This window comes from Gymnodinialimonas sp. (genome assembly GCF_059726805.1).
On sequence record NZ_AP041059.1, the window covers coordinates 4,231,092 to 4,252,342 of the forward strand.

The following is a 21,251-nucleotide window of genomic DNA, read 5'->3' on the forward strand; positions in this document are numbered from 1 at the left end:
ACAGTCGCGCCTGCGGCACGCAGGGCGAAACTGCTACTGGCGCCCTTCGCGCAACCAACCGGCCAGCATGAGGCCCGCAGCCAGCAACAGGAACACCCAGGCCTGGATGAACGGCGTCACCGTCACATCAGTCGTCACGTAAGCCTCCCGCGCGGTCAGGCCGAGCCAGCCGCGCCCATGGGCCGTGCGCCCCTCCGCCACGCGGCGCAGGTCCGGAAGACCGTCTTCCAATCGGACAGACCTCCCCCCCTCGGCGTCAAGAAGCGGGTCAATCTGATCCGTCCCCGCAATGGTCACTTCAAACTCTCGCGGGGCCGCGGGCCCAAGCGCGATGACGCGCTCCAGATCGCCTTCAACCAAACGGTAAAGCCCCTGCTCCTCGCCTTCGATTTCTGCCGTGAACGCACCTGGTGCCGTTTCTTCCAACAGCACCTCCAGATGTTCTCCATCGGGCGTCGTCACCACGACAGAGCCGGTCTGATCGGCGAGCGTGCGGCGCGTGATGTTGATCGTCTGCCCATCAACCTCCGCGACCAATGCCTCTTCCTCCAGGTCCGGCTCGCCCATCATCCAGTGGGCGAGGCGACGCAGCAGCTCCAACTGCGGGCCACCGCCTTCATAACCGCGATCCCAAAGCCAGGCGTGATCTGACGCCAGAAGCGCCACGCGCCCCTGCCCCACGCGGTCCAGCATCAACAAGGGCGCGCCATTGGCCCCCTGCATGACGGTCTGCCCGCCCTGCTCCGTCAGTTCAATCTGACGCAACCACCGACCCCAGGGATCGTCGCTGCCAAGCAGTGGCGTGTGCTCGCCCTCCAGCCCCGTCGTCACCGGGTGCCGTTCGCCCAGGGTGCTGATCATCGGCACATAGGGTTCTTCAATCACCCGCGCGGTGGGGCGGCCCGGCAAGATGTCCGACAGGGGCGTGCGATAAAGCGACGAGGCGCCCGCGAAGTCGGGTCCTGCAGCAAGCAACAGCGCACCGCCATCTTCGACGTAGCGGCGGATATTGTCGATGTAGACCATCGGCAGGATGCCCCGGCGTTGGTAGCGGTCGAAGATGATCAAGTCGAAGTCATCCACCCGCTCCATAAACAATTCCCGTGTGGGGAAGGCGATCAGGGATAGCTCAGACACCGGCACGCCGTCCTGACGGTCGGGCGGACGCAGGATGGTGAAATGCACCAGATCGACCGAGGGGTCCGACTTCAACAGGTTGCGCCAGGTGCGCTGGCCTGGATGTGGCTCTCCCGACACCAGCAGCACCCGCAGACGGTCGCGGATGCCATTGATCTGCACCACGGCGGCGTTGTTGCGCGTGGTCAGTTCGCCCAATGCTTCGGGCACGGTGAACTGGATCACGTTCTGCCCCGCATGCTCCAGGGTCAGGGGCAATTCCAGGCTTTCACCGACGGGCACCGTGTAGGTCTGAGGCGGGCCGCCATCGACCGCGATCACGATCTGCGAGCGGCCTTCCTGCCCGGCGGGCACGGCGCCTTGGTCTTCCAGCCGGATCGTGAGCAAAAGTTCCTCGCCGATGATCCCGAAAGCGGGCGCCGTTTCGACCACAAGGCGGCGGTCCCAATCTGTCGCGCGCCCGGTGATCAGCGCATGGATCGGCGCGGGCATGTCCGGGACCAGTTCAGGATCATGGAGCCGTCCGTCGGTGATTACCAAGGCCCCGGCGATGCGCGCGCGCGGCTCTTCCGCCATCAGGCGTTGCAACTCTGACATCAGAAGCGTGCCAGAGTTGTCATCGGCATCCCCGACGCGCGCTATGCGCGTTTCCATCCCTAACGCCTCAACCTCGGCCTCCAATGTGGATAAAGCTTCCGCCGTTTGCTCGGGCCGGTCCGCGATCCGTTGACTGGCGCTTTCGTCGACAACCAACAGAACGATGTCGGACAGAGGTTCCCTGTCCTCGGTCTGAAGCGAAGGATTGATCAGCGCCGCCAGAAGCGCCGCACCTGCCAGCAGGCGGTAGGGCCACCCGGTCAGGCCACGCCAGATCGACAGCGCGATGATCAGGATCAGCGCGGCCGCGAGGCCGTAAATCATGGGCCATGCAAGATGCGGATCGAACAGGATTTGGCTCGCCATGTTCATTGCCCCAACCGATCCAAAAGCGCGGGCACGTGGACCTGATCGGACTTATAATTGCCGCTCAGCACATGCATCACCAGGTTGACGCCAAACCGCAGCGCGATCTCGCGCTGACGCTCTCCGGTCTGACCACGGCCCACGGGGTAGAGCGGTCGCCCGCGTTCATCCTGCGCCCAGGCCGCGGCCCAATCGTTGCCGCCAATCAGCACCGGCGTGACACCGTCGTTGAGGTTGCGGAACGGCATGCCTTCGATCTGCTCCGCATCGGGCGGCGCGGCCTCGACCCAAACGTCGCGCGACAGGTGCCGCCCAGGGAAGTCCTGCAATAGATAGAATGTCCGCGTCAGCACGTGATCCTCGGGGATCGGCTCAAGCGGCGGGATATCTAGCGGTGCTGCGATGATCTGCAAACGGCGCCCCTCCGGCGTGCCGGATCCGAAGCCGCCCACATGGGCATCCCTTGTGTCAAACACGATCATGCCGCCGCCGCGCAGATAGTCGTTGAGGCGACGATAGGCATTGGCCGAGGGGATCTCTTGGCCCGGCGTGATCGGCCAGTAGATCATCGGGAAGAACGCTAGTTCGTCGAGTTCAAGGTCCACCCCGATGGGCGGTGCGGGCTCCACCGACGTGCGCTGGAACAATGTATTCGACAGGCCCTGAAGCCCGGCGTGAGAGGTCTCGTCCACCTCCGCGTCTCCGGTCAACACATAGGCGAGCGTCGCCTCGGACGTCGCCAATAGCGCCAGTTCTTCGGCGGGCGTCATCTGTGCCTCGGCCTGGGGCGCGATCATCATCGCGGCGGCGAGAACGGCCGCGCTGCGGGTCAGCCCGCCCAAGCGCCCGGCCAGCCACAGCGCTGCGATCGCGTCGAGCAACAGAAGCACCAAGGCACCGGTCAGGAAGCTGGCCATCAGGTACGTCGGCAGCGTCACGGACATCCCCTCCACCGGCACGTCGGCGGGCCATTCCGCCGCTACCAGCCCCGCGTCCTGCGCCATCACATTGCGCGCCAAGCGGCGGTCCTCGCCCGAGTAAAGCCCCGGCAAGATCTGTGCTGACAGCGGTGCCGAGGCCAATTCTTCCCCCGCTACACCTGGCCGGGTGCCTGCGTCGCGCAGCACGCCGAAACCGTCCAAGACCTCTTCCGGGATCCAGATCGTGCCCTCCAGATCCTCTGCGTCCGGCGCCACAGGGCGGGTCGAAATCGCCAACCGCTCCAGCATCTGCACGAAGAGGCCCGAGAGGGGCAGTGTCGACCATTCAGCATTGGCCGTGACGTGGAACAGGATCACCGACCCTTGCCCGAGGTTTGCCCGGGTGACCAAAGGCGTGCCGTCCGACAGCGACGCAATCGTGCGTTCCCCCAGAGTTGGGTCGGGCTGCGCCACGACCTGGCTGGTCACTTGCACGTCGCCCGGGATCGCAAGGCCGAAGAAGGGTGAGCCTTCCTCAAACGGGCTAAGCTCTTTCGGCTCGCCCCAGGACATGGCACCGCCAACGGTCCGTCCGCCCACGCGCAGGCGCACGGGCATCAGGGGCCCGGCCTCATCACGCGCGATGTCCGAGCCTGCCATGCGCGGCCCCGCGAAGCGGACCAAGAGGCCGCCGTTTTCCACCCAAGCCGTCAGTCCTTCCTCCTCCTCCGGGGAGAGGGTGGCGATGTCGGCCAGCATGATGACGTCAGGGCTGGCGACGAGGATATCGCTGAGCGCGCCTTCCATCAAATCCGCCGTGGGTTCCAAGGCCTGGCGCAAGTAATGCAACGGTGACAAAAGCGCCTGCTGCTCGTCATCCGCGCCCGCTGCGATCAGCGCAACCTGGCGGCGCTGCAGGGCGTCATCGGTCAGGGCAATCGCGCCCGCGTGGCGCTCACCGGACAGTTCGAACCGCGTGATCCGGTTGCGAAGCTCTGGCGGCAGGTCGAATTCCACCTGTGCGACCATCTCACCGGCATCAAACGTTGCGGTGGCTTGCGCGAGGGCGCGGGGAAGACCCGCGGGGTCGAGGCCATGGGCAACGACCGTCACATCGCGCGGTGTCTCGGCGCCAAGGCGCGAGAGGTCGCCTCGCACCATGCCATCCTCGAACCGGGGGGGCGCCAGCGCGATAAGGTCGCGGTCGCCCTGGAAGACCGATAGCGGGCCAAGATCTGCAAAGGCATCTGCCACGTCCTCGCGGTCGACATAGGCAACACCGTCCGAGAACCAGAAGACTTCGACGGGCCCTTCCAGCGTGTCGGCCCAATCTGCGGCTGCCGTCATGTCGGGGCCGTAGGGTGCGGGTTCCAACGTCGGCACACGCGGGGCCCAGGCGTTTGCCGCTTGGAACAGGGGCGCGCCCGGCGGCAGGTTCGTCAGTTGCACCAAGGCAACCTCTCGCCCCGCACGGGCCGCATCGTCCATAAGAACGGCGACGCGGTCCAGCCGCGCGGGCCAGTCCCGTGCCGAGGCCCAGGAGCCATCCATCACGATCAAAAGCGGGCCGTCGCCCGCCGCCCGCTGCTCTTGCGGGTTCAAGACCGGTCCCGCGAAGCCGATGATCGCCGCGGCGATGGCTGCCATGCGCAGCAGCAACAGCCACCACGGCGTCTTGTCGGTCTGGCTTTCGTCGTCATTGAGCCCCAACAGCAGCGCGATACCGGGGAACCGCCGCTTGATCGGCGCAGGTGGGACCGCGCGCAACAACCACCACAAAAGCGGCAGCGCGATCAGCGCCAGCAGAAGAAGCGGCGTGGCAAAACCGAGGGTGCCAAACATCAACGACGCTCCAGCGCTTGATAGAGCCACAGGAGCGTCGGCTCGGCCGGTTGATCCGTGTGATGGACGTGGAAGCGCCAGCCCGTGCGCCGGGTCATGTCGCGCAGGGCATCTTTGCGGGCTGCCAGCCGCGCCAGGTATTCCTCGCGCAGGGATTTGGCCTTGAGCGTTTCAAACCGGATGGTGCCGGACATGCTTTCAAACAGGGTACGCCCGTCGAAGGGAAAGGCCTCTTCATCGGGATCGAGGATCTGGACCAAGGCGCCTTGCACCCCGCGATCTGCCGCGCGGCCAAGGACAGATTCAATCGCCGCCGGATCACCGAGGAAATCGCTGAAGAACACGGCGCGTGCGCCTGCAGGCATCACTTGCGGCTTGGGCGCGCCGTATTCCGGGCGGTCCACACCGTCCATCAGCGCCGCAGCCATCCGCATCAGTTGTGCCTGACCGCCGCGGGGCGGCTCTGCCAAATGGGTCAGGCCCACGCGCTCTCCGCCGCGCACGGCGATCACGGCCAAGGCCATCGCCAGGGTTTGCGCCCGACGCAGCTTGGAGGGGCGGGATTTAGCGCCCGCATAGGTCATCGACGCGGCATCATCGACACCGATCATCACTGATTGGGCCGCCTGCCATTCCGTCTGCCGCAGGAAATGCCCATCGGACCGCGCAGAGCGGCGCCAGTCGATGGACCGGTAGCTATCGCCCTGCTCTGCCGGGCGATACTGCCAGAACTCATCCCCCGTGCCCGCCCGTTTGCGGCCATGCACCCCCAAAAGCACCGTCGCGGCCAGATGCTGCGCATCGGCCATCAGCGGGGGGAGCGAGGCCGCAACAGCCTCGGACCGGGATCGCAGCGACTCCGGCGTGTGGAGGGTGAGTTCGCTCAAGCTGCAGCCTCGATCCGGGTGACGCGGGCCGTGACTTCGTCAATCACTTGCTCCAGCACTGCCCCTTCCGCGCGGGCAGAGAACGACAGCGCCATCCGGTGGCCCAGAACCGGCCGGGCTAGTGCCGCAACATCATCAACCGAGGGCGCAAGTCGACCATCCAACAAGGCCCGCGCGCGCGCTGTCAACATCAGCGACTGCGCGGCACGGGGACCGGGCCCCCAGGCCACGGTGCGCTTCACGATATCCGGCGCGTCGCCCTCCTCCGGGCGGCAGGCGCGGACCAGATCAAGGATCACTTCGACAATCGCCTCGCCCACCGGCATCTGTCGCACCACTTGCTGTGCGCGCATCAACTCGTTTGGCGTGAACACCTCTGTCGATGTCGCCTGTTCCGTACCGGTGGTGGCGATCAGGATGCCACGCTCTGTGTCGCGGTCTGGATAAGGCACATCGATTTTCACAAGGAACCGGTCCAACTGCGCTTCGGGCAAGGGATACGTCCCCTCCTGCTCGATCGGGTTCTGCGTCGCGAGCACGTGGAACGGCGCAGGCAGCGCCCGGTGTTCGCCCGCAATCGTCACTTCCTTTTCCTGCATCGCCTGCAACAGCGCCGATTGCGTCCTGGGCGAGGCGCGGTTGATCTCATCGGCCATCAGAAGCTGGCAAAAAATCGGCCCTTCCAGAAAGCGGAAATTGCGCGAGCCGTCGTCCCCTGTCTCCAAAACTTCCGAGCCCAGGATATCCGCCGGCATCAGGTCCGGCGTGAACTGCACGCGGTTGGCTGACAGGCCCATGACCGTCGAAAGCGTATCGACCAACAGCGTCTTGCCCAGGCCCGGCAGACCCATCAGAAGCGCGTGACCGCCCGACAACATCGCCGACAACGCCAGTTCCACCACCTCGTCCTGGCCGATGATCCGCTGCGCGATAGAGGCCTTCGCCTCACCCAGTTTCGCGCCTAACGCTTCAATCTCAGCGACGAGTTGTTCGGGCTCAGTCATGGCAATGCTCCGCGTGGGTGTTAAATATAGCTACAACAGGTAACAGACCTATTCCTCGGACCACAAATGGCAAAAGGGAATGGGGGACAAATCATCGTGACTACCGGCATGCGGTGCACAAAAAACCGGACCGTATAGGGCCCAGAGGACAGATAAAGAATGACACCCGCCACCGATCAGCTGCTCAAAGCCGCCCAAGATGCCGCGAAACAGGGCAAACTGCCGCCAGTGCACCTGTGGAACCCCGATTTCTGCGGCGACCTGGATATGGAGATCCGCCGCGACGGGACGTGGTTCTACGAAGGCACGCCAATTGGCCGAAAACCGCTGGTGCGGCTGTTCTCGACGATCCTGAAGCTGGAAGACGGCAAATATTTCCTTGTGACCCCGGTCGAAAAGGTCGGCATCCGTGTTGTAGACGCGCCGTTCGTGGCGGTGGATATCGAGCAATCTGAGGCAGGGATCACCTTCACCACCAATGTCGGCGATACCGTCACGGCTGGCGACGGCCATGCGATCCGCGTGGAACGCGACGCGGACGGAGAGCCGTCGCCCTACGTTCATGTCCGCGCGGGCCTGGAGGCGTTGATCGATCGCAAAAGCTTCTACCGTATGGTGGATATGGGCGAGGCCCACACCGTTGAAGGCACGCCCACGTTCGGCGTCTGGTCGCGCGGCACGTTCTTCCCGATCATCCCCATGGCTGAGTTGGAGCTCTAATTCAGCGGCCCTGACACGCTCCTGACACGACGCTGTCAGGAGGGGGGTGCTAGACCTCCCTTCATCAACAGATGAAAGAACATCCCCATGACGACACAAGCACAAAACTGCGCCTGCTGGTTCGAAATCGCGGTCAGCGATCTGGACGCCTCGATGGCCTTCTACGGCTCGGTCCTGCAACAGGAGTTGAGCATCGACAACTCCGGTCCGAACCCGATGGTCATGCTGCCCTTCAACGATAACACCCCCGGGATCGGCGGCCATCTCTACCCCGGTAAGCCGTCCCGCGAAGGCTCGACCATCCACCTGGTCGTCGATAACCTGGATGCCGCGCGCGAGCGGATCGCCGCCGCCGGGGGCGAGATTGAAAGCCCCGACATCCAGATCCCGCCGGGCCACTTCTTCTATGCCCGCGATATCGACGGCAACTCTTTGGGCATGTTCAAGTTCAACGGCTGATGCGACGGGGCCGGGGCGTTGCCACAAGTACCCCGGTCTCCAATCACGCGCGCCTCCCCAATTCCCCGTTCCCCAAATATCCCCGCCGGAGGCTCCCATCGCGGGCCCCAGGCACCGCCCTCGTCGATCCATCTCTTCCCCCCACATCACGCCCAAGGTAGCCTTTCCCCATGCGCCGCGCAGATCGCCTTTTCCGCCTCATTGACCGCTTGCGCCCCGGCAAGCTCACAACCGCCCGCGCCCTGGCGGAGGCGATGGAGGTGTCCGAGCGCACGATCTACCGGGACATCGCCCATCTTCAGGGGTCCGGCGTGCCCATCGATGGCGAAGCGGGCCTGGGGTACATGATGCGCGACGGCTACAACCTGCCGCCGCTGATGTTCACCGATGAAGAGATCGTCGCGCTCAGCGTCGGTGCACGCATGTTGCAGACCTGGGGCGGCACCTCGATGGCCCGCGGCGCCGATAGTGCGCTCGACAAGATCACTTCCGTACTGCCGGACGCCACCCGAACCCGGGCCGAGCGGTTGCGCTTTGAGGCCTGGACGACAAATCCGCTCGACGCCAAAACCCGAGCAACCATTGATACCGTCGAGGCCGCGATCCAGGCGCCAGAGCGTTTGGCCATCGATTACCGAGACGACAAAGGGGCCACCACCGAACGTATTCTGCGCCCTTTGGGTCTGTGGTTCTGGGGCTCTGTCTGGACCCTCGTGGCGTGGTGTGAATTGCGGCAAGCCTTCCGCATGTTCAGGCTCGACCGGATCCTGGACGCCCGAAATCTGGGAACCTATACGCCCGAGCCAGACCAGACACTGGAACAATTCTACGCCACGGAATTCGACCGCGGCTATCGCAGCGCCGCTGACTTCAAGCGGGCGTGAAAGGGCCTGAGTCTCTCTGCATTTGTGAGCTAGGAACTCCTTGAACGGCCTCACAAAGCCAAGGGGCCGGAAGGCGCGTTAGCCGTTCGCGAAAGCGGGCTCGACAAGTCCCTGCAAGACCTGTTCAGCGGACGCCAACCCGTCCACGACGCCGTCGACATCGGGCAGTTTTTCCATTACTTCGCGGTCGTTCAGGACGTTGCCCGACAGCACAATGCGCATGTCCGGGCGGAGGCGGCGCACCTCTTCCACCAGCATATGCAAAGCATCAGACGAATGACGGCCTGCACAACTGAGCGCCAGCAATGTGCGGTCATCACGACGGATCTTTTTGCACATCTCACCGTGCTCCATTCCGATCAACAGCCCCACATCCCACCCCATGCGGCGGAAATGATCAGCGGCCATGATGACGCCCAAGGTATGAGTCTCTCCGGGGACCGCCGCGAACAGCGCCCCCTTGGCAGAGGTTTGGGTTGCCGCCAGGCGCGGGGCCGGGACATTGCGCAGGATGGATTGGATGCGCGACGTCGCCATGGTGACATCCGCGAAATGCATCGCATCCCGTTCCCACCGCTCACCCAATTCGCGGGCCGCAGGGGCAAGATGATCGAGGCACAGATCTTGGACGCCGACGCCGGACCTCAGCAGATCCGAGATCCTGGCCTCGGCCCTCGTATGATCGACGTCGGAGAGGACATTGGCCATTTCCGCAACATGGGGCGCGGGCGATTGTCCTTCAGCCTGTTGGCGTGCCACGGCATCGCGCGACTCCGCCACGACCTGTGACATCGCCTGGCTTGCAAGATGCAGGATCGGATCGACCGCCAGCCTTTCTCGGACAGCAGAGGACAATTCCTCGACCGCCGGGGCATTCTCGCTGTTGGCTTGATTGGTCACGGTTCATCCCCTCAACCACACCGCATAGCAGGTCTAATGCTATTGGGACATGCATCCCCGTGTGGTCCACCAATGTATACCACAGCTTTCACTCAAAGTGTCAAACAAAGTTTACACTTTTCCTGGTTCGCTATTGACCGACCCCGTGAGCGGCGCTGACCTTGGGCTGTCGATATCAGGGCATGCACGACACGCGCAACAACACCATGATACCTATGGCATTTCCCAATGCCTTAGGGTTGCCCTATCGCCAATTGCATTTGGCGCGTTGCAGTGCGGCGCTGAGCTGACGCGCCACATGCAAGCCTTAGACATTTTGACGCGTCTGCTTCCCTGCGCGCCGCCTCACAAAGGCCGCGCCGAATCGAAGGACGCCGCCGTTGCCCCCCTTGCAGCGCACGATGCAGAGCCCAATAGTGGTACAGCCAGGGGAGGTCATCACATGACGGACGTTTCGGGATTTGATCTCAATAAAATCGATGCCGCCTTCATCGAAGACCCCTACCCGACGCTCAAGGCGCTGCGCCAATCTGCCCCTGTGCATCGCAACGCGGACGGCTCTGTCTATCTCACCCGTCACGACGATTGCCTCGCCACGTACCGCGCGCGCGATATGCTGTCGGACAAGACAGAAGCGTTTGGCAAGAAGTTCGGCGAATGCCCCCTCAAGGTCCATCATACGACATCGCTGATTTTCAACGACCCGCCCTACCACACTGTCGTGCGCAAGTTGATCTCGGGCGCGTTCACGCCGCGCAAGCTGAAAGAGATGGAGCGCGCGATCGAGCGGATCGTGTCACGTCTGCTGGACCGTGTTGAAGACCTTGGCGAGTTGGACCTGATCGCCGATTTCGCGATGATGCTGCCGACGGAAATCATCTCGATCATGCTCGGCGTGCCCGAGGCCTACAGGGCGCAACTGCGCGGCTATTCTACCGCTATTCTCGGCGCGCTGGATCCCGTGGTATCGCCGGAACAAATGGCGGCAGGCAACGCCGCCGTGGAGGAATTCGGCGCCGTATTGGACGAGTTGATCAACCACCGCCGCGCGCACCCCGATGCCGCCGCCGAAGGAGAAGTGCTGGAGGCGCTGATTTTCGGCGAACACGAGGGGCGGCGGCTGAGCCAGGAAGAGCTGGTCCAAAACTGCATCTTCCTGCTCAACGCGGGCCACGAGACAACAACATCTTTTGTCGGCAATGCCATTTCACTGTTGCTCAACAATCCCGGCGAACATCAGAAGCTGATCGAGGACCCGTCGCTGATCGGGACGGCAGTGGAAGAGACCCTGCGCATGGAAAGCCCATTGCAGATCGGCAATCGTCTGGCGGGAGAGGACATCACCCTGCCGTCCGGTGCGTTGGTGGAGAAAGGGACCTACATCCACACGTCAATTGCCGCCGCCAATCGCGACCCGGCTGTCTTTGATGATGCGGATCGGTTGGATATCACTCGCAAGCCCAATCCCCATATCGCCTTCATCACCGGCATCCACGTTTGCCTTGGTGCGTCGCTGGCGCGGATGGAAGGGAAGATCGCCCTTGGCGGTTTCGTGCAGCGGTTCCCGAAGCTGGCGGCGGACGGGCCCGGAGAACGGCTGGGTCTTGCGCGGTTTCGCGGCTGGACATCCCTGCCCATCCGCGTGGGCTGACGCCAGAGCCTTCGAAGGCTCTGACGAATTCCTTCGAAGGAATTCGCGCCCCTGTCAGGGGCCGGGCTTCCAGTCGGCGAGGGCAAGGCCCTTTTGCGCGCATTCCGCCAGCACCGGGCTGACCGCCCAGATGATCGGATCCTGGGCCTCCAACGCGCGCAGCTTGTCCACGATCTCTGCCACGCCCCAGGTATCTGCGTAGTGCATCAAACCGCCCCGCCACCGGGGAAAGCCGTAGCCAAAAACGGTAACCAGATCGATGTCCGCAGCGGAGCGGGCAATGCCCTCGCCCAGAATGTCAGCCGCCTCATTGATCATCGCCAAAAGCAACCGTTCCCGCACGACATCATCCGGGATGTCTTCACGGGTGACGCCGGCAAAATGCGCCTCCTCCGCGATCAGATCTTCGATGAGGGGGTCGACGACCTTGCCGCCGCCGCCGGGGTATCGATACCAACCGACGCTGGTTTTTCGCCCCAAACGTCCCTCATTTACCATCCGGTCGGCAATCGGAACATAGCGTCGGTTGGGGTCACGCGTCGCGTCTTCCCTGCGTCGTTTCGCGAAGCCGATGTCGAGCCCCGACAAATCGCCGACCTCATAGGGACCCATGGCATACCCAAAGGCTTCCATCGCCTCGTCGACCTCCCACGGGACGGCGCCATCCATCAGCAGGAAGTCCGCCTCTTCCTTGTAGCGGCTGAAGATACGGTTGCCGATGAAGCCGTCGCAGACGCCCGCCAGCACGGGCACTTTCTTGAGAATTTTGGCCAGCCCGAACCCCATCGCCAAGGCTCTGTCGCCCGTTTGCGCGCCTCGCACGACCTCGAGCAGGCGCATGACATGGGCGGGCGCAAAGAAGTGCAGGCCCAACACACGCGACGGATCGCGGGTGCCCGCAGCGATCTCATCCACGTCGAGGTAAGAGGTGTTGGTGGCCAGAACGGCGTCTGCTGGCAAGGCGGCATCAAGCTTGGAGAAAATCTCTTTCTTCACCTCCATCGCCTCGAATGCCGCTTCAATGGCGAGGGTTGCCTCGGACGCCGCGCCGTAATCGTCACTGATCACCAGCCGCGCGCGCAGGGCCTCGGCCCCGCTGTCGTCCAACCGACCGCGCTTGATGCCTTGGCCGATCAATCGCTCGATATTCTCGGACGCACGCGTAACCGCCTCTGCATCTGTTTCCAACAGGACAACCGGCAGGCCGATTGAAAGGCAGGCATAGGCGATGCCCGCGCCCATCGTGCCGCCGCCGACGACGGCCACCTGAGCGATCTCGGGTGACGTCGGCAGGTCTGCGGGTGCCTTCGCGGCCCGTTCACTGAAAAACATGTGGCGCAGAGCGCGCGATTGATCGCCGCCTTTTAGCTCCAGAAACGTGGCGCGTTCCAAGGCCATCGCCTCGGCGAACTCCAGGGAGAGGCTGGTTTCGACCACGTCCACGGCGCGTTGCGGGGCGATCTGCCCGGGCGTGCGCCTTTCCAACATCTCCCGAATTGTCGCGAATGCTGCGGCGTCAGGATCCGGCGCAGGCAATTCCCAAGTTGGAACAACACATAACAGCTCTTCGGTGTTCACCATATCGGCGGCGTCTACCGGATCGTCTTCCACCGCGTGCACAAGTCCCGACGCCAAAGCGGCCTGTGCGCCCAGGGGTTTGCCGAAGGCAATCATCTCCAACGCCGTTTCCAACCCGCAAAGCCGCATTGCCCGCTGCGTGCCGCCTGCGCCGGGGATCACGCCAAGCGTCACCTCGGGCAAGCCGATCTGCGCGCGCAGCCCCATGATCCGCATCCGACATGCCAGCGCAATCTCGGCCCCGCCGCCCAGGGCCACGCCATTGATCGCCGCAATCCAAGGGACGAACGACCGCTCAATCGCGTCCATGACGTCGGGCAAAAAGGGCTCCATCGCCGCGCCATCGAATTCCTTTGCGTCTGCCCCCGCCGCGAAAGCGCGCCCCGCGCCGGTGACGATGACGCGGTCGAGGTTCAGCCCCTCGGCCCAAGCCACCGCGTCCACCAAGCCTTGGCGCATCGCGCGACCAATGGCGTTGACGGGCGGGTTGTCGAGGGTGACGAAGCCGGTCAGGCCGTCCTGGGTGCAGGTGACGCTCATAGAATGTCCTTTGGGATGAAGCCGTTGCGCTCGATCAACGCCAAAAGGGCCTTCAGCGATGTGGAAACCCTTTGGCCGCCCGTGTCCAACACGGCGTCGGCGCGGGCATATTCCGCCTCTCGGCTGGTCAGGATCAGGCGCAGCTGCGCCATGGCCTGGGGGTTGCCTTCCATCGGGCGGGTGTCGCCCTGGGCGCGGACGCGGGCCATGTGTTCCTCGGGGGAGGCCTTGATCCAGACCGTGTGGAACCGGTCCAGCAGACGATCAAAGGTCTGCACTTCCCCCACAATGCCACCTGCCACCGCGACAACGGCGCGGTCCTGCTCGGCCACGATCTTGTCGAGCGCGTCGGCCTCTAACTGGCGGTACCCCTCAGGGCCGTAAAGGCCCATGATCTCGCTGATCGGCATGCCACCTGCCGCCTCGATGGCGCGGTTCAACTCGATGAAGGGCGCATCCAGCGCCTTGGCGGCGGCCGCGCCCAGGGTCGATTTTCCCGCCCCACGCAGGCCAATCAGGCAGACCCGCCCCGCTTTGGTCGCGGTCCCGGACAACAGTGTGCGCACCTGGGCCTGTGTATCGGCGTCGGCCCCTGCGAAGGCTTCGGCCATGCGACGCGCCTCAGCCGTCAGATCGTGGGGAGAGATCAGCATTTCCATCGACACGCCCAGGGCTTCGGCCACCCGAAACAGCAACCCGATAGAGATGTTTCCCTCACCCCCCTCCAGCTGCGCCAGATAGCGGGGCGAGACGCCGGACACCTCTGACAACACCCGGCGCGACATGCCACGAACGGTTCGCGCGCCGCGCACGCGGTCGCCGACGCGCCCCTGCAGGGCGAGGATCGCGGCGTCTAGCGCAACAGGGGGATGGCGATCTTCGCTCGACATGGTTCAGGCCGGAATATGGGGTTCGATCAGCGCGCGCAGGTGATCCGGCGCGGCCTGGGATTTGAACTGATCTGCAATGATGAATACGCAGGTGAATGCGCCCTCAAAACAGGTGACGCCATCCTGCACGCCGTCCACCCGAAAGGTGATCGACTTGGTGCCAAGCTTCGACGGCCATGTGTGGCACTTCAGCATGTGACGCGGTGTGACTGGAGATTTGAAATCCATTTCGAGACGCACGAAGGGCGTTCCCACGTTGGTGTCCAGTTCCAGATGGAACCACCCGCCGGGGCCGTGAAACTCTGACCACCACGCGTCAATCGCGTCCAGCGCGAACCAGGGCAGCCGCGCGGTGTAGGCGATCCGTGCCGGATCGCAATCGCCCCATGTGACGCGAACGTCATGGACAAAAGCCGTTTCGGGGCGCGGTTGCATCAGGCCGCGCGCGCTTTGAGTTGCGAGATCACATCATGCGCCCAGGGAATGCCCAGATCTTCCGGCAAATCCGGCGAGGATGCATCGTGAATGCAGCGCTCGCCCACCATCGTGGCGCCCTGTTCCAACAGTTTCTCCATCAGGATCTTGGAGCCAAAGGCAAAGGTCTCGGCAAAGACCATATCGCCGAGGCCAAAGACCGCGAAGCGCACATGGGACAGGTCCACGCCCTTCTCGACAATGGCGTCATAAAACGGCTGCGCGGTGACAGGCAGATCACCATTTCCGTAGGTGGAGGAGACGAAGAAGTAGAAGGTATCGCCGTCCAGCGTCGCCGGGTCGACGTCACCCAGCGAGGTGATTTCGCACTCAAATCCCTCGCCCAGATCGTCGCGGATATCCTCGCACAGCATCTCGGCAGAGCCCGTCTCGGTGCCGAACAGAAAGTGGATGTTCATAGGTCTTGATCCTTTTTTCGGGGGTCCAGCCCCTTATCATTGGCTCTTTCAAGAGCGCTAAACGAAGGGCGTTGCCGCCCAATCATATTCAAAGCACCGTTCTTGTTCGGCCCGCAGTGCAGACTCGTCCATGTTGTGTTTCGCGTAGAAGCCCGCGTCCGGCGATGGCAAGGTTGACCCCTTCGTGACGACAAGTACCGGTAGGAGCGGCAAGCCATTTTCGGCGAGACGTTCGCACATCGCACTGAGCTGGGGGCCACACTGATTGGGCAATCCGAATTCCGCGGCAAAAACTCCGTAGGTGACAGTTTCCCGCTGCCTAGCAATTTGGACAAGGTAGCGGGCTTCGTCCGGAACGAACCGTGTTGATTTCGGCATCCCTTGCCTCCCATTTCAGCGCTACGCCATGTGCAGTTTCACGTACTCGAAGTCGCCGGGTTTGTTGTCGATGCCGACCTTGGGGGGCGCGATCCAGCCCGCGAATTTTCCGGGCTCAAAGCACGGCACCATCAGCGAGGTGATGAAGGCCGCGTCGTCCGTCGTCGGCAGCCATTCATGGGCATTTGCGTCCCAATCGGCCTGGCTGATCAGGTTGCCCTCAGGGTCCGCCTTGATCGCTGCGAAGACGCCGATCTGGCGGTGGAAGGCCTGGTCCGGCAACTTAAGCTCGAACTCGATCCCGGTGCGCTGGATCATCTTGTTCCAACGGCGCAGGCCCCCGCTGGCGTCGCGAATGTAGTCATCGCGCAGGCGCATGTTGATCGCGGTCAGGGCGGGCACTTCCTTGTCGAGGATCTTGCCGTCCTCAATCAGCTTCACGGTGTACGTCGCGTCGGTCAGCTTATGATCATCGTCGATCCGCATCTCCATATACCGGCCCTTGACGCCCGCGTTGAAGGCGTTGGCAGCATTGGTGGAGACCTCTTGCCCGAACAGATCGAGTGACAGCGAATAGTGCATGTTCAACTTCTTCTGAATCGTCGGCAGGTCGATCACACCAAGATCCCGAACGCGCCCCACGTCGTAGGGGTCGCTGATGCCCGCCTCGACCATCGCTTCACAGGTGCGCTGCACGATCCGGCCCACGCCGGTCTCGCCCACAAACATGTGGTGCGCTTCCTCGGTCAGCATGAAACGGCAGGTGCGGCTGAGCGGGTCGAACCCGGATTGCGCGAGGCTTTCCAGCTGCATCTTGCCGTCCCGGTCGGTGAAATAGGTGAACATGAAAAAGGACAGCCAATCGGGCGTTTCTTCGTTGAACGCCCCAAGCATCCGCGGCGCTTCATCGCTGCCTGAGGAGCGGCGCAGCATATCGTCCGCCTCTTCCCGACCATCCTTGCCGAAATACTTCTGCAGCAGGTAGACCATCGCCCAAAGGTGGCGGCCTTCTTCTACATTAACCTGGAAAAGGTTGCGCATATCGTAGAGCGACGGTGCGGTCAGGCCGAGGAAGCGCTGCTGCTCGACCGAGCCGGGCTCCGTGTCGCCCTGGATCACGATCAGGCGCTTGAGCATGTTGCGGTATTCGCCCGGCACCTCTTGCCACGCGAGCTGACCGGCGTGCTCGCCGCAGGGGATGGTACGGCCTTCGATTTCAGGGGCCAGCAAGACACCCCAACGGTATTCGGGCATCTTTACGTAGTCGAACTTCGCCCATCCTTTGGGATCCACGGACACGGCAGTGCGTAGGTATACCATGCTTTCCTGGAAATTCTGCGGGATCAGCTTGTTCCACCAATCCAGGTAGCCGGGGTGCCATTTCTCAAGCGCCTTCAGAACCTTACGGTCCTGGCCAAGGCCCACATTATTGGGGATCTGCGTGTCGTATTCTACGTCCATTGCGGTCATGTGTCGTCTCCCAAATGGTGCGCACCAAGGGCGCACCCTACGGTTGCAATGTAGGGTGCGCATTCAGTGCGCACCGTGATGTGGGCCTACACCCGTTCCATGTTGTATTCGCCTCGGATACCGCTGCCGTAGCGTTGCAGCGCACCGTTTTCGCCGACCGCATTTGGCCGATTGAAAATCCAGTTCTGCCAGGCCGTCAGCCGCCCGAAGATCCGCGTTTCCATCGTCTCGGGCCCGGCAAATCGCAGATTTGCCTCCATTCCCGTCATCGCATCCGGCGAGAAGCTTGCACGTTCTTCTAGAATAATGCGGATCTCATCTTCCCAGTCGATGTCGTCCATGATCATCGTCACAAGGCCATGCTCCTGCGCATCTTCCGCTTCCATGGCCTCGCCAACAGGCAGCCCCTCCACAACTTCCGGTGCTCCAAGAAACCGCGTCTGCAAGCGCGTCAGCCCGTTGCCCATGGGGTAGGTTCCAAAGTTGCCTTCGGTAAGCGTGATCGTCGCCATCGGCCGGTTATCGCCCTCGAACTCATCTTCCATCATGTAACTGCGGTCGGCAGCCCAGATCAGCTCGGCTAGGACACCCGCAAAACAACTGCCGTGCTCAACCAACGTGACGAGGCTGCGGGACGTCACGTCCAACCGCTTCAACGTCCGCTTCCAGTAGGTGCGGATCTCAGCCGCCAGCCAATGGTCTTCCGCCAAAACCGCCTCATGGGCAGCGAGCAACTCGGGATCGCCCTGGGTGCGCAGGGTCCACAAGCCGCATTCCATTTCGTTCAAGCGCAGATGCAGGATCGCGTCCTCAAACTCACGCGCCAGGCGCAGCATGTAGGCCTGATCGCCCTGCTTCTGAAGCGCGGTCATGTCGCTGGGGGCGGGCTCTGACGGCCCCTTCAGGGTGATGACGGCGGTCCGCGCCTCGCGGTCCACGGACACTTCGACGAACCCGTAAGAGACGGACCCGTCGTCGGAGATGCTCCGCTCCAGGGGCCCCAACGTGATGCCCTTCACGTCACGAGGATTTGCGGCGGCAAACTCCGCCGCGCGCTCTGCCACAACCTCGTCAAACCGAGAATTCGGGACGACTTCATCCACCAAACGCCAATCCGCCGCCCGCTTGCCCTTCACGCCCTCTTCCGTAGCGCAGAACACGTCGGCCAGATCCCGGCGCACCTTCCGCTTGTCCGTCACCCGCGTCAGCCCGCCGGTGCCAGGCAAGACCGCCAACAAAGGGACCTCCGGCAGTGAGACCGAGGACGCCGCGTCATCGACCAGCATGATGTGATTGCACGCAAGGGCGAGCTCGTAGCCGCCCCCCGCGCACGCGCCCTTGATCGCGGCGACGTACTTCTGACCGCTCTCGGCCTCCGCCGCTTCATAGGCGTTCCGCGTTTCATTCGTGAACTTGCAGAAGTTCACCTTGTGGCTATGCGCAGCGCGCCCCAGCATGCGGATGTTCGCGCCCGCGCAAAACACCTTATCCTTGCCCGATTGCATGATGACAACGCGCACCTCGGGGTGTTCAAACCGCATCCGCTGCACGATGTCGTTCAGCTCGATATCCACGCCCAAATCGTAGGAGTTCAGCTTCAGCTGGTAGCCCTCGAACAACCCGCCATCCTCGTCGACATCCATCGTCAGCGTGGCAACAGGGCCGTCGTACGTGACCGACCAATGGCGGTATTTCGACGGATCCGTCCGGAAATCGATAACCTTGCCCATGCGCGCGCTCTCCCCTTGGGTCGGTGCAGGATAGCGCAGAGAGCGGTTCAGGCAAGCGGTATAATGCTATTTCCTAGGCACATCATCGTGTAGAATTGCATTATCATGCAAAATACTCACGATCTCCGACAGAACCGCTTCCGGTTTCTCCAGATGAGGGACGTGTCGGCAGTCTTCCAGAATCACCGCCCGCGCGCCCGGCACGCGGTCCGTCACCGCCGCCACTTGTTCCAGGGTGCCGTACTGGTCGTTCTTCCCCTGGATCACCAGCACCGGCGCCGTGATGCCGTCCAGCACAGCTTCCACATTCCACGCCAGAAACCCCTCGGACAGCCAGGCATCGGCCCAACCCCGAAACGTCGCAACGGGATCGCGATGATACTTCCCCATCCGTGCCGCCAGACCCGCCGCCTCAAACCCCGCATCGGCCCGCGCGATTTCGGCCAGACCCATTTCCTCTGTGAAGAAATGCGGCGCCATCAAGACAACTGCGAGGACCGTTCGCCCCGACGGGGCGATAGGGAGGAGGGGCTGGCCCGCCGCGATAGCGGCAATCGTCGCCCCGTCCGAATGTCCCACCAACACCACACGGATCAGGTCGAGCGCCGACAAGACCTCACCCAGCACGGCGGCTTCGCGTGTCATCCAGTCCAACGGACGCGGCAGGTCATCGGGGTCCGATCCCCCGTACCCCGCCCGAGAATACGCGAGGACCGGCAAACCAGTGGCGCGGTGCAACGCCTCTGGAAAATCCTTCCACAGAGCCACGCAGCCCAAGCCTTCGTGTAGTAGAACAAGGGTCGCCCCCGGGGCATTGCGCGCCCAAAAGCGGTATTCCAACCGTTTCCTGCCCGCGCAAACGAAGCCGTCTTCAACTTTCATCCGCGCAGCTTGAACCGCTGGATCTTGCCTGTCGCTGTCTTTGGCAGATCCTCCACGACAGTCACCCATCGCGGATACTTCCACATCCCGATCTTGTCCTTCACGAAGTCCTTCAGCGCCTCCGCATCCGGCAAGTCCGCGCCGTCTTTCAACACCACGAACGCGGCGGGCTTGTCCAAACCAGACTCATCGGCGCGCGCGACAACGGCGGCTTCCAACACGCTGGGATGGTCGATCAGCGCAGATTCCACCTCAAACGGCGACACCCAAATGCCCGAGACCTTGAACATGTCATCCGTCCGCCCGCAGTAGGTGTAGCGCCCGTCTTTGCGCTCGTATTTGTCACCCGTCCGCGTCCACATCCCCTCGAACGTCGCCTGAGATTTCTCGCGCCGGTTCCAATAGCCCTCCGCACTCGAAGGCCCGCGCACCAACAATTCGCCCACCTCGCCGTCGGCGACTTCTTCGTCATGCTCATCGACCAGCCGTAGGTCATAGCCCGGCACCGCTTCACCGCTGGTGCCGTAAACGCATCCTCCGGGGCGGTTTGACAGGAAGATGTGCAGCATTTCGGTTGAACCGACGCCGTCCACAATCTCGACCCCCGTCAACTGTTCCCAACCCTCGCCCACATCGCGGGGCAAGGCCTCACCGGCAGACGTACACACGCGAAGACCATTCTCGGGAGGACCATCCGCGGCTTGAACCATCGCGGCGAATAGCGTCGGCACGGCGCAGAGGATGCTTGGCCGGTGTTGCGCCATGATCCCGTAGACCGCCCCCGGCGTGGGCCGTCCGCCAAACAGCAGCGTTGTGGCGCCGACGGATTGCGGGAACGACACCGCATTCCCAAGCCCATAAGCGAAGAACATCTTCGCGACCGAATAGACCACGTCATCCTCGCGGATCCCGAGCACCTGGTCTCCAAACGTGTCGCACGTCGCCTTTAGCGCGCCATGGACGTGGCGCACGCCCTTGGGTTGGCCCGTGGAGCCCGATGAATACAACCAGAACGCCAATTCGTCATCATGGGCCGCCACCGTCTCCAACACCGGCGCGCCCGCGGTGAAGTCGCGGTAACTTTCCGTCATCTCGGGCGCGTCGCCGATCACCAGGATCGCCCGCAAGAACGCGTTCTCGCGGGTGGCTGGCTCCACGACGTCCCACATCTCTTCACTGACCACGAGGATGGAGGCTCTGCTGTCCGCGAGAATGGTCTCATAGACATCCGCGCTCAGCAAAGTGTTGAGCGGCACCGGAATAGCCCCGGCCTTCATCGCGCCCCAAAACACCACCGGCCACTCGATCTGATCGCGGACTATCATCGCAATCCGCTCTTCCCGCCGCACCCCGTGCCGTCCCAGCGCCCCGCCAAAGCGCCCGGCCTCCTCATATAGCTGACCATAGGTCAGGGTCCGTTGCTTGCCGTCGGCCTCAACGAACGCAGGCTTCTCCCCGCGCCCCTCCGCGATATGTCGATCCACGAAAAACTCTGCCGCATTCGTCATTTCAAATCCCCCAAA

Annotated in this window: 18 protein-coding genes; 4 read left to right on the forward strand and 14 right to left on the reverse strand. The window is 63.1% G+C overall.

The features are described 5' to 3' along the window. Positions 1 to 33 precede the first annotated feature (33 nt). Genes AC6I9R_RS20780 through AC6I9R_RS20795 form a run of 4 tightly spaced genes read right to left on the reverse strand, consistent with a single transcriptional unit; the run spans position 34 to position 6,753 of the window. Entirely contained in the window at positions 34 to 2,100 is a 2,067-nt protein-coding gene (locus tag AC6I9R_RS20780; RefSeq protein WP_461428228.1) for a hypothetical protein, read from the reverse strand. Between the two features lie 2 nt (positions 2,101 to 2,102). Beyond that, the gene (locus AC6I9R_RS20785; RefSeq protein ID WP_461428227.1) at positions 2,103 to 4,862 is read right to left on the reverse strand and encodes a DUF4159 domain-containing protein; all 2,760 of its coding nucleotides are present in this window, start codon (positions 4,860 to 4,862) and stop codon (positions 2,103 to 2,105) included. Then, positions 4,862 to 5,749: a DUF58 domain-containing protein gene (locus AC6I9R_RS20790; protein ID WP_461428226.1), complete on the reverse strand. Its 888-nt coding sequence runs from the start codon at positions 5,747 to 5,749 to the stop codon at positions 4,862 to 4,864. Before AC6I9R_RS20790 ends, AC6I9R_RS20785 begins: the two co-directional genes overlap by 1 nt. Further along, entirely contained in the window at positions 5,746 to 6,753 is a 1,008-nt protein-coding gene (locus AC6I9R_RS20795) for an AAA family ATPase (RefSeq protein WP_461428225.1), read from the reverse strand. Before AC6I9R_RS20795 ends, AC6I9R_RS20790 begins: the two co-directional genes overlap by 4 nt. Positions 6,754 to 6,912: 159 nt before the next feature. Between AC6I9R_RS20795 and AC6I9R_RS20800 the strand changes: the two genes are divergently transcribed. The 3 genes from AC6I9R_RS20800 to AC6I9R_RS20810 all read left to right on the forward strand — a co-directional run bounded on the left by AC6I9R_RS20800 (position 6,913) and on the right by AC6I9R_RS20810 (position 8,816). After that, on the forward strand, positions 6,913 to 7,473 hold the full coding sequence (locus AC6I9R_RS20800; RefSeq protein WP_461428224.1) for a DUF1285 domain-containing protein: 561 nt from the start codon (positions 6,913 to 6,915) through the stop codon (positions 7,471 to 7,473). Between the two features lie 87 nt (positions 7,474 to 7,560). After that, the gene (locus AC6I9R_RS20805) at positions 7,561 to 7,932 is read left to right on the forward strand and encodes a VOC family protein (RefSeq protein WP_461428223.1); all 372 of its coding nucleotides are present in this window, start codon (positions 7,561 to 7,563) and stop codon (positions 7,930 to 7,932) included. Positions 7,933 to 8,102: 170 nt separating this feature from the next. Then, positions 8,103 to 8,816 (forward strand): helix-turn-helix transcriptional regulator, encoded by a 714-nt coding sequence (locus tag AC6I9R_RS20810; protein WP_461428222.1) that lies wholly within the window; start codon positions 8,103 to 8,105, stop codon positions 8,814 to 8,816. Positions 8,817 to 8,894: 78 nt separating this feature from the next. On the opposite strand, the gene AC6I9R_RS20815 is transcribed toward AC6I9R_RS20810, so the two are convergent. Next, positions 8,895 to 9,716, reverse strand: coding sequence for a cobalamin B12-binding domain-containing protein (locus tag AC6I9R_RS20815; protein ID WP_461428221.1), 822 nt, complete (start codon positions 9,714 to 9,716; stop codon positions 8,895 to 8,897). Between the two features lie 442 nt (positions 9,717 to 10,158). Between AC6I9R_RS20815 and AC6I9R_RS20820 the strand changes: the two genes are divergently transcribed. Beyond that, positions 10,159 to 11,367: a cytochrome P450 gene (locus tag AC6I9R_RS20820; protein ID WP_461428220.1), complete on the forward strand. Its 1,209-nt coding sequence runs from the start codon at positions 10,159 to 10,161 to the stop codon at positions 11,365 to 11,367. Positions 11,368 to 11,421: 54 nt separating this feature from the next. Here the strand turns inward: AC6I9R_RS20820 and AC6I9R_RS20825 are convergent, their stop codons facing one another. The 9 genes from AC6I9R_RS20825 to AC6I9R_RS20865 all read right to left on the reverse strand — a co-directional run bounded on the left by AC6I9R_RS20825 (position 11,422) and on the right by AC6I9R_RS20865 (position 21,236). Then, positions 11,422 to 13,485 carry a 3-hydroxyacyl-CoA dehydrogenase NAD-binding domain-containing protein gene (locus tag AC6I9R_RS20825; protein WP_461428219.1) on the reverse strand — a complete coding sequence of 688 codons (2,064 nt, stop codon included), beginning with the start codon at positions 13,483 to 13,485 and terminating at the stop codon, positions 11,422 to 11,424. Next, positions 13,482 to 14,375: a helix-turn-helix transcriptional regulator gene (locus AC6I9R_RS20830; protein WP_461428218.1), complete on the reverse strand. Its 894-nt coding sequence runs from the start codon at positions 14,373 to 14,375 to the stop codon at positions 13,482 to 13,484. The genes AC6I9R_RS20825 and AC6I9R_RS20830 overlap by 4 nt, the downstream gene beginning before the upstream one ends. Positions 14,376 to 14,378: 3 nt before the next feature. Next, a complete protein-coding gene (locus AC6I9R_RS20835) occupies positions 14,379 to 14,810 on the reverse strand; it encodes an acyl-CoA thioesterase (protein ID WP_461428217.1) in 432 nt (143 codons plus the stop codon). Beyond that, positions 14,810 to 15,268 (reverse strand): flavodoxin domain-containing protein, encoded by a 459-nt coding sequence (locus AC6I9R_RS20840; protein WP_461428216.1) that lies wholly within the window; start codon positions 15,266 to 15,268, stop codon positions 14,810 to 14,812. The genes AC6I9R_RS20835 and AC6I9R_RS20840 overlap by 1 nt, the downstream gene beginning before the upstream one ends. A gap of 57 nt (positions 15,269 to 15,325) precedes the next feature. Continuing rightward, entirely contained in the window at positions 15,326 to 15,646 is a 321-nt protein-coding gene (locus tag AC6I9R_RS20845) for a hypothetical protein (protein ID WP_461428215.1), read from the reverse strand. A gap of 21 nt (positions 15,647 to 15,667) precedes the next feature. After that, positions 15,668 to 17,116: a benzoyl-CoA 2,3-epoxidase subunit BoxB gene (gene boxB, locus AC6I9R_RS20850; RefSeq protein WP_461428214.1), complete on the reverse strand. Its 1,449-nt coding sequence runs from the start codon at positions 17,114 to 17,116 to the stop codon at positions 15,668 to 15,670. A gap of 86 nt (positions 17,117 to 17,202) precedes the next feature. Then, entirely contained in the window at positions 17,203 to 18,846 is a 1,644-nt protein-coding gene (gene boxC, locus AC6I9R_RS20855) for a 2,3-epoxybenzoyl-CoA dihydrolase (protein WP_461428213.1), read from the reverse strand. Positions 18,847 to 18,912: 66 nt separating this feature from the next. Continuing rightward, positions 18,913 to 19,728, reverse strand: coding sequence for an alpha/beta fold hydrolase (locus AC6I9R_RS20860; RefSeq protein WP_497863040.1), 816 nt, complete (start codon positions 19,726 to 19,728; stop codon positions 18,913 to 18,915). Then, on the reverse strand, positions 19,725 to 21,236 hold the full coding sequence (locus tag AC6I9R_RS20865; RefSeq protein WP_461428211.1) for a benzoate-CoA ligase family protein: 1,512 nt from the start codon (positions 21,234 to 21,236) through the stop codon (positions 19,725 to 19,727). The genes AC6I9R_RS20860 and AC6I9R_RS20865 overlap by 4 nt, the downstream gene beginning before the upstream one ends. Positions 21,237 to 21,251: the final 15 nt, after the last annotated feature.

Coding starts and splice junctions, on each gene's coding strand:
- AC6I9R_RS20830 (WP_461428218.1), bottom strand. CDS start 14,375: ATGTCGAGCGAAGATCGCCATCCCCCTGTTGCGCTAGACGCCGCGATC.
- AC6I9R_RS20865 (WP_461428211.1), bottom strand. CDS start 21,236: ATGACGAATGCGGCAGAGTTTTTCGTGGATCGACATATCGCGGAGGGG.
- AC6I9R_RS20810 (WP_461428222.1), top strand. CDS start 8,103: ATGCGCCGCGCAGATCGCCTTTTCCGCCTCATTGACCGCTTGCGCCCC.
- AC6I9R_RS20860 (WP_497863040.1), bottom strand. CDS start 19,728: ATGAAAGTTGAAGACGGCTTCGTTTGCGCGGGCAGGAAACGGTTGGAA.
- AC6I9R_RS20795 (WP_461428225.1), bottom strand. CDS start 6,753: ATGACTGAGCCCGAACAACTCGTCGCTGAGATTGAAGCGTTAGGCGCG.
- AC6I9R_RS20845 (WP_461428215.1), bottom strand. CDS start 15,646: ATGCCGAAATCAACACGGTTCGTTCCGGACGAAGCCCGCTACCTTGTC.
- AC6I9R_RS20780 (WP_461428228.1), bottom strand. CDS start 2,100: ATGGCGAGCCAAATCCTGTTCGATCCGCATCTTGCATGGCCCATGATT.
- boxC (WP_461428213.1), bottom strand. CDS start 18,846: ATGGGCAAGGTTATCGATTTCCGGACGGATCCGTCGAAATACCGCCAT.
- AC6I9R_RS20800 (WP_461428224.1), top strand. CDS start 6,913: ATGACACCCGCCACCGATCAGCTGCTCAAAGCCGCCCAAGATGCCGCG.
- AC6I9R_RS20805 (WP_461428223.1), top strand. CDS start 7,561: ATGACGACACAAGCACAAAACTGCGCCTGCTGGTTCGAAATCGCGGTC.
- AC6I9R_RS20820 (WP_461428220.1), top strand. CDS start 10,159: ATGACGGACGTTTCGGGATTTGATCTCAATAAAATCGATGCCGCCTTC.
- boxB (WP_461428214.1), bottom strand. CDS start 17,116: ATGACCGCAATGGACGTAGAATACGACACGCAGATCCCCAATAATGTG.
- AC6I9R_RS20840 (WP_461428216.1), bottom strand. CDS start 15,268: ATGAACATCCACTTTCTGTTCGGCACCGAGACGGGCTCTGCCGAGATG.
- AC6I9R_RS20835 (WP_461428217.1), bottom strand. CDS start 14,810: ATGCAACCGCGCCCCGAAACGGCTTTTGTCCATGACGTTCGCGTCACA.
- AC6I9R_RS20785 (WP_461428227.1), bottom strand. CDS start 4,862: ATGTTTGGCACCCTCGGTTTTGCCACGCCGCTTCTTCTGCTGGCGCTG.
- AC6I9R_RS20825 (WP_461428219.1), bottom strand. CDS start 13,485: ATGAGCGTCACCTGCACCCAGGACGGCCTGACCGGCTTCGTCACCCTC.